This is a genomic window from Flavobacterium sp. FlaQc-28, from assembly GCF_044007415.1.
Taxonomy (GTDB): Bacteria; Bacteroidota; Bacteroidia; order Flavobacteriales; family Flavobacteriaceae; genus Flavobacterium.
In genome coordinates, this window is the sequence record NZ_JBIPCM010000016.1 from 1 (window position 1) to 7,058 (window position 7,058).

The window sequence follows — 7,058 nt, forward strand, 5'->3', positions numbered from 1 at the left end:
TTTGGATATGATCGAATAAAACAAACAGGAGAGGCAGGGGCTAGAAAAAAGACTAGTAATAAGTGGTTTGAAACACAAGATAGTATAAGTTATTGGGAGGATTTTTCTAAACAAAAAATTGTGTGGGGAAATCTAAATTTGAGAGCTTCATACACAATTGCTGAAGCCGGTATGTTTATTAATGCACCAAGTCCAATAATAGTTCCAGCAAACAAATACTTGTTAGCAACTCTCAACTCAAAATTAGCTGATTACTATATAAGAAATCTTGGAGTGACACGTAACGGTGGATACTTTGAGTATAAGCCCATGTTTATTGAAAAATTACCCGTTCCTCTATTAACAGAAAATTTACAATTACAATTCATCTCTTTAACTGATGCTGTAATAAATGCAATCAAACAAAATGAAAATACTTTTCAAATAGAAAAAGAGATTGACAATCTCATTTACAAACTTTATGAATTAGATGACGAAGAGATTAATTTTATTGAAGGGTTAAGCGTATAAAGTTGATTTCTTCTATAGAAAGCTGAATTGCAGCAAATATAATAGAATCAATCTCGTCTTCGATTTCATCAATTTGTTTGCAGTTACTTTTAGTTAAAAGTTCATCAATTAATTCTAAAATCTTGGGAATTTCCTTTGGTATAGGAATTTTTTCAAGATATATCTTTTGCATTAAATATCCGCCATCATCTAAAATGGAAACATATTTTGAGCATAAATAACGCCCTAATGTGGAGTTTAAAATGGCCATTATATATTTAATGTTCTGTCCTGTTGCAAAAAAACAAGTTTTATCAGTTAACAGCTCACCTCCATTATCAATGCCAAATCGCGGAAACTTGATTGACGTGTCTTTATGAATACGCATGGTTTCTGCCCACACAATTTTTTGTTTAGAAAAATCCTCCATATAAGCACAGTTCCTTAAATTATAGGGAGTTTCTCCTTTGTCAGATCGTTTTTCAAGATCCATGTAGTACTTGTCAAGATGTTGTTTAATGGCCGGATAATCTTCTATCTTTATTGATTTTAAGCCACTTTCTTTAATGCCATTGTGCGTGTTAATGAGCCACAAATCACCAAACTCGTATCCATATCTTTTTATATCCCTGCCACGTAAAATCGGTCAATTAAAATAAGCTATTTTTACCCATAAAAATATGATATACGGATACATCAGAGTTAGTACTGATAAACAAACAGTAGAAAATCAAAGATTTGAAATCAATCAATTTGCGGTAAAACAAAATTTGGTAATTGAGAAATGGATTGAAGAAACAATTTCTGGGACAAAAGAAGTAGAAAAGAGAACTTTAGGAAAACTTTTAAAGAAAACTAAAAAGGATGACATTTTAATTTGTTCAGAATTGTCAAGATTAGGGCGTTCTCTTTTTATGATAATGGAAGTTTTAAATTTCTGCATGAAAAGAGAGGTTAAAATATGGACAATAAAAGATAATTATCGATTAGGTGAAGACATTCAGTCTAAAGTTTTAGCTTTTGCTTTTGGTCTGTCAGCTGAAATTGAAAGAAATTTAATTTCTCAAAGAACAAAAGAAGCACTGGCTAGAAAAAAAGCCGAAGGGGTTATTTTAGGAAGACCTGTTGGGAAAAAATCTTCAAAAGTTAAATTGTCAGGTAAAGAATTACAAGTTCAGAAACTATTGAATAAAAACGTTTCTTATAGTGCAATTGGTAGGATTTTAGGAGTTAATAGAATTACAGTGACAAAATTTGCAAAAGAAAGAGTATTAATAGATTAATGTCAAACTAAATATTAATTGTGTAAATATTCAAAAAAATGCGGTGAAAAAATAACTTTATCACCGCATTTTTTTATTGCTGAAATTAAAGAAGTTTATAAAAATAGAAGACTGTATAAAAAGTGATCTTTCAAAGCTAGTTTCGCAAAATATTCTAAGCTGATTTACTTACTTTATTATTTATCAATATATAAATCATAAGTATTTTGTAAACGCATAAAATGCTCAGGAGTTCCTCCATAATTAGAAGAGATATTTCTTGCAATTTCCGAAGAGATAGGAAGGATTCCTTCAAACAAATCTCCAACATTCTCAGGAGATATATTCAAAGATTTTGCAATTTGATCTATAGATAAATTGCGACTATCCATTAATTCCATTTTAAGAATTATCCCAGGGTGAATTGTGTTTATATTTTTTTTGTAGCAAAAATTGTCATTATTATCCATAACCTTTCTCTTTTTTAAGAATTGATAAGATTTATAAAACCAAAATTACAATTTTTCTTTCTGATCAAGAGAAATGATTTAAAAAGCTAATTTGTTTTTGTTTTAACTTCTTATGTTTCTAATGATTATCATGTATTATCTAATAGAAAAAAAATTTGGTTGGAGAAAAAACATTAACAATGAGTAGTATGTTACTCATTGTTGGTATTTTTTGTATATTTGTAACATAAGCGTTACACTATGGAAGAAATTAAAACTTTAGAAGAATATATGATTCTAATTGGTAATAAGCTTGAAAAGCTTCGATTAAATATGGATATGACACAAACTGATATCACAGACGAAGTTGGAATAAGTAGAAAAACAGTTAGTTCTATTGAAAACGGAAATAATTTTTCCGTTGAAAATTTGGTCAAATTATTAATCACTTATAATAAAATTGAACCATTGTTAAATATTCTTACTTTACCTTATGATTTTGATATTAAAGAATATAAAAAAGAGTTAAAGGAGTTTAATGATAAGTACAAAAACGAATGGTGGTTTAAACAAAAGAAGCATGAAGAGAAATAATTAATTAATTAATTAATTAATTAATATAGGACTATATTACTATAGCAAAGAGAATAAAGAATATTATAATTAACTCACCGACTTATTATGATTGAATACTATAATTTAATGAATGAGCATTCAGAAACAGAATTATTTAAAGAAATAATTCATTTTATGGATATTTCTTTTCCGGAATGGAAAACGAATAGGGGATTAGGTACTTCTGCGACAGAATTTATATTCCATTGTATCGATTTCTTAAGTGCATGTACTTTGGATAAAAGGGGTGATGAATTGAATAAAGAATCTTTAATAACATTATATCTAAGTGTTGCGGAAGATTACGAACGATTTAAGATAGAGTATCAATTTATATTTTCCACAGTTGTCTTGGAAAAGTTTACCGCTAAATTTGAAGAAGAATTGGAACATGAACATCTGACAGATTATAGATATAATGATTTGTATAATAATTTTTTAAATCATGAACAACAAAAAGTAACATATGATTTTAAAACTATTAAAAAGAATATATGAAAAAGCAAATCGGTAAAATTTAAGCAACATTTAATTGTGAATAATCACATAACAGAGTTATCGAGTAAATAAGGCGACATTTTGGAGTCTCCTATTAAGAGTATTTAATCCTGTAAATTTTCTTAAAGTAAATTTAAAACCTTTTTTCATTACTTTTGCGATATGGCAACAGCAGAACAGTTAAAATCATTATTGCAATCTCATTACAAAAACGATAATGAGAGATTCACTTCAATTGCTCTTCAAGTAGCTGCTCACGAAGCTCGGCAAGGTCATATGTCTATTGCAAAAGAGATAAAAGATTTGGTCGATAGATCAAAGACTGATGGCTTTAAGGTGATAAGGATAAATCCTGACTTAAGCGATTTAGTCCTTGTTTACTATCCTGAAAATAGATTGAATGAATTGATACTTTCTCTAGATGTTGCGAATAAATTAAATCGAATAATTAGAGAGTATAAGCAACGTGACAAAATTCTTAAACATGGCTTGTGTAACCGTCGAAAAGTATTGCTTTCTGGACTGCCAGGAACAGGGAAGACGGTCACTGCATCTGCAATATCCGGAGAGTTAAAGTTACCATTATATGTTGTTATGATGGATAAACTAATGACAAAATATATGGGAGAGACTGCTTCAAAATTGAGACAGATTTTTGATATGATGGTTTCAAATAGAGGTGTTTATTTATTTGATGAATTTGATGCTATAGGTGCGGAAAGAGGAAGAGATAATGAAGTTGGTGAGATGCGTAGAGTACTAAATTCATTTTTACAGTTTATCGAGCAGGATTCATCAGAGAGTATCATTTTTGGTGCAACAAATAATATAAAAATATTAGATTCGGCTTTGTTTAGACGTTTTGATGATATTATAACTTATACTTTACCGAACAAAGTTGAAATAGAAGAGTTAATAAAACTTAAACTACATAAATTTCTTGGTGATTTCTCTTTAAAAACTGCGGTTGATTCAGCAAATGGATTAAGTCATGCAGAAATAACCAATGCATGTAATGATGCATTAAAGGAAATTATTTTAACAGATAAAAATTTTGTAACTCAAAAATTATTAGTTCAAATGATGAAGGATAGAAAAATCAATTATAATCTGTAATAGTTTATGAGTGAAAATTTCAAGCCTCATCTATTTGTGAAAAATGTACATTCTTCACAAGATTACACAACTCCTCCAGGACCACCAATTAAATCACTATTGCCTAAAAGAGATAGGATAACCCATGGTGAATTTATTTATTCTTCTTTATATGAAATTTGGGAGACTTACAATCAAGAAACTTTTCAAAGGGCTGAAGCTAGTAAACCGGTTAAAGAAGGGGAATATATAACGTTTTTTGGTGCTGAAAAACAATTGTTGGAACTTGATTCTTTAAGCTCCGATGGAGCTAAACTATTGAATGTTAAAACTAATTCCGAAAATAAATCACAAATAGCTACTGTCTATATTCCTGAAAATAAAAAAGAAAAATTATTAGGGAAAATAGAAAAATATATTGGGGAAAACACAGATAAAGGTCTTCCTAAAAATCAGCCATTGGTAGAAAAGATTGAAACTATTCGAAAGAGTACGATCGAATTTATTTGGAGTAGTGCAAGCGAGTATCTGCCCAAAGAAGAACATGTTTGGTGCGAACTTTGGTTAGCTATTAATCAGTCTGAGATTGATGCAAAACGTAAAAAATTAAATTACGTATGTAAATTTTTAGGTATTGCTATTTCGGATATCTCAACTATTTTCCCCGAGAGAGTAATTATTAATGTTAAATTAAATTATAGTCAATTAGTTGAACTTATATTTTCAATAGGAGAGATTGCTGAAATTCGTAGAGCAGAGGAATTAAATAGTTTTTGGCTCGACCAGACAATTATTAATAGAGAAAAATGGATAGAATCAGCAATTAAAAATGTCGTATTTGAAGATACAAACAGTATTATTTCAATATTAGATTCTGGGATTAATAATGGGCATTTATTAATTAAAGATGCTTTATCAGATATTGATCGTCTCACGGTTAATGAAAATTGGGGTAAAAATGATTCGGGTCATAAAGGACATGGTACCAGTATGGCAGGTATAGCTTTGTATGGAAATCTGAGTAGAATTTTAGAAAGTAATTCTAGTTTTGTAATTAGACATAGATTAGAATCAATTAAAGTTCTTCCACCAAATGGATTTGAAAATGAGTTAGATCTTTGGCATTATATAACACAAGACGCTGTTAACATTGCTACAGTAAATAATCCTGACTATAAAAGAATTTATTGTATGGCAATAACAGGTAAAAATCAAAATGATTTTGGAAAACCTTCTACTTGGTCTGCATATCTTGATGATATAGTTTTTGGAGAGGATTATACTGATAAAAAAATTTTTGTAGTTAGTGCGGGCAATGTTAGAGAAGAAGAAGATTATTTAAATTATCCAGAGAGTAATTTAAATTTATCAGTCGAAAGTCCTGCACAAGCATGGAATGTAATTACAATTGGTGCTTTTACAGAAAAGGTCTTGCCGAATTCAAATACTGTTGCAAATAAATTTGAGCTTTCACCTTACAGCCGAACGTCCAATTCCTGGGGTAATTTTTGGCCAATAAAACCTGAAGTTGTGTTTGAAGGAGGTAACTTAGAAAAACTTCAAGACGGTAGTGTTAATTACCATGAAGATTTGGATATTATTTCTACTTCAACAAATTCTAGTGTAAATGCCTTTTCACGATTTAATGCGACTAGTGCAGCTACAGCTTTTGCTTCTAATTTTTTAGCGAAATTAAGGGATGTATACCCTAATGCATGGCCCGAAACTTTAAGGGCTTTAATGATTCACTCCTCCTCTTGGTCGGAAGGAATGATAAATCAATTTCAAATTGATTTAAGAAAAGTTGGTGATAAACAAAAATTATTGCGAACGGTTGGATATGGTATACCAAATTTAGAGAAAGCGATAGAATGTAAATCCAATTATTTGACGTTTATTTCAGAAGAAACCCTGCAACCTTATAAATTAGATGGAACAACCATAAAGACTAATAATATTCATTACTATGAATTTCCCTGGCCATCAGAAATATTGGCTAATTTAGGCGCTTCGGATGTAACTTTAAGAGTTACTTTATCTTATTATATTGAGCCAAATCCAGGAGACAAAGGGTATTCGACTAAATATTCGTATCAATCGTGTGCACTAAAGTTTATTCTGATAGATCCAACTGAAAATTTTGAAAATTTTAAAATTAGAACCAATAAAATTAATATTGATAAACTTAAAGAACAATTAGGAGTTGAAAAATTATCAGAAGGAGATTATGATAAAATGAAAGATACAAGATGGTTTCTAGGAGCAGATACAGTATTCAAAGGTTCTGTCCATAGTAATTACTGGAAAGGTTCAGCTGCGGAAATTGCTGTGTGCAATAAGTTAGCAATATTTCCATTAGCATCTGGTTGGTGGAAGCAGTTAAAAAAACAAAATAAATTTAATTCACAGGTTCGCTACTCATTAGTAGTTTCAATTGAAACTCCTGAAAACTCAACAGACATTTACACTTCAATTGCTAATCAGGTTGCTGTCCAAAACACTGTTAAAATTGGTCTTTAGCATGTGTAAAAACCAGTGATATTGACCACCTATTTTCAATTTAAATTGACCATCTAGTTTCGGTTTAAATTGACCACCTATTTTCGGTGCAAAGTGAGCACCTCCATTTATTTCAAAAAACTACTTTTTT

The 7,058-nt window shown here is 29.9% G+C and carries 8 protein-coding genes; 6 read left to right on the forward strand and 2 right to left on the reverse strand.

Annotated elements, in window-relative coordinates; translation table 11 throughout:
* Positions 1–510, forward strand: a 510-nt coding sequence (locus ACHRVL_RS22900; RefSeq protein ID WP_395415581.1) for a TaqI-like C-terminal specificity domain-containing protein, incomplete at its 5' end; no start/stop codon positions are given.
* On the opposite strand, the gene ACHRVL_RS22905 is transcribed toward ACHRVL_RS22900, so the two are convergent.
* A complete protein-coding gene (locus tag ACHRVL_RS22905) occupies positions 488–1,132 on the reverse strand; it encodes a TaqI-like C-terminal specificity domain-containing protein (protein WP_395415588.1) in 645 nt (214 codons plus the stop codon). The two genes, ACHRVL_RS22900 and ACHRVL_RS22905, sit on opposite strands and share 23 nt — an antisense overlap.
* Before the next feature lie 37 nt (positions 1,133–1,169).
* Here ACHRVL_RS22905 and ACHRVL_RS22910 point away from each other — a divergent pair, with 37 nt between their 5' ends.
* Positions 1,170–1,772, forward strand: coding sequence for a master DNA invertase Mpi family serine-type recombinase (locus ACHRVL_RS22910; protein ID WP_395415582.1), 603 nt, complete (start codon positions 1,170–1,172; stop codon positions 1,770–1,772).
* A gap of 176 nt (positions 1,773–1,948) precedes the next feature.
* Here ACHRVL_RS22910 and ACHRVL_RS22915 read toward each other — a convergent pair whose 3' ends face one another.
* The gene (locus tag ACHRVL_RS22915) at positions 1,949–2,221 is read right to left on the reverse strand and encodes a HigA family addiction module antitoxin (protein ID WP_395415583.1); all 273 of its coding nucleotides are present in this window, start codon (positions 2,219–2,221) and stop codon (positions 1,949–1,951) included.
* 240 nt (positions 2,222–2,461) lie between these two features.
* Between ACHRVL_RS22915 and ACHRVL_RS22920 the strand changes: the two genes are divergently transcribed.
* The 4 genes from ACHRVL_RS22920 to ACHRVL_RS22935 all read left to right on the forward strand — a co-directional run bounded on the left by ACHRVL_RS22920 (position 2,462) and on the right by ACHRVL_RS22935 (position 6,928).
* Positions 2,462–2,794: a helix-turn-helix transcriptional regulator gene (locus ACHRVL_RS22920; protein ID WP_395415584.1), complete on the forward strand. Its 333-nt coding sequence runs from the start codon at positions 2,462–2,464 to the stop codon at positions 2,792–2,794.
* An 87-nt stretch (positions 2,795–2,881) separates the two neighbouring features.
* Positions 2,882–3,313, forward strand: a complete 432-nt coding sequence (locus ACHRVL_RS22925; protein WP_395415585.1) for a hypothetical protein — start codon at positions 2,882–2,884, stop codon at positions 3,311–3,313.
* A gap of 162 nt (positions 3,314–3,475) precedes the next feature.
* The gene (locus ACHRVL_RS22930; RefSeq protein ID WP_395415586.1) at positions 3,476–4,429 is read left to right on the forward strand and encodes an AAA family ATPase; all 954 of its coding nucleotides are present in this window, start codon (positions 3,476–3,478) and stop codon (positions 4,427–4,429) included.
* A gap of 6 nt (positions 4,430–4,435) precedes the next feature.
* The gene (locus ACHRVL_RS22935) at positions 4,436–6,928 is read left to right on the forward strand and encodes a S8 family peptidase (protein WP_395415587.1); all 2,493 of its coding nucleotides are present in this window, start codon (positions 4,436–4,438) and stop codon (positions 6,926–6,928) included.
* The last annotated feature ends 130 nt before the right edge of the window (positions 6,929–7,058 follow it).

Excerpts from the sequence above, each read along its gene's own strand:
- ACHRVL_RS22935 (WP_395415587.1), top strand. The coding sequence starts at position 4,436 with ATGAGTGAAAATTTCAAGCCTCATCTATTTGTGAAAAATGTACATTCT.
- ACHRVL_RS22910 (WP_395415582.1), top strand. The coding sequence starts at position 1,170 with ATGATATACGGATACATCAGAGTTAGTACTGATAAACAAACAGTAGAA.
- ACHRVL_RS22925 (WP_395415585.1), top strand. The coding sequence starts at position 2,882 with ATGATTGAATACTATAATTTAATGAATGAGCATTCAGAAACAGAATTA.
- ACHRVL_RS22915 (WP_395415583.1), bottom strand. The coding sequence starts at position 2,221 with ATGGATAATAATGACAATTTTTGCTACAAAAAAAATATAAACACAATT.
- ACHRVL_RS22930 (WP_395415586.1), top strand. The coding sequence starts at position 3,476 with ATGGCAACAGCAGAACAGTTAAAATCATTATTGCAATCTCATTACAAA.
- ACHRVL_RS22920 (WP_395415584.1), top strand. The coding sequence starts at position 2,462 with ATGGAAGAAATTAAAACTTTAGAAGAATATATGATTCTAATTGGTAAT.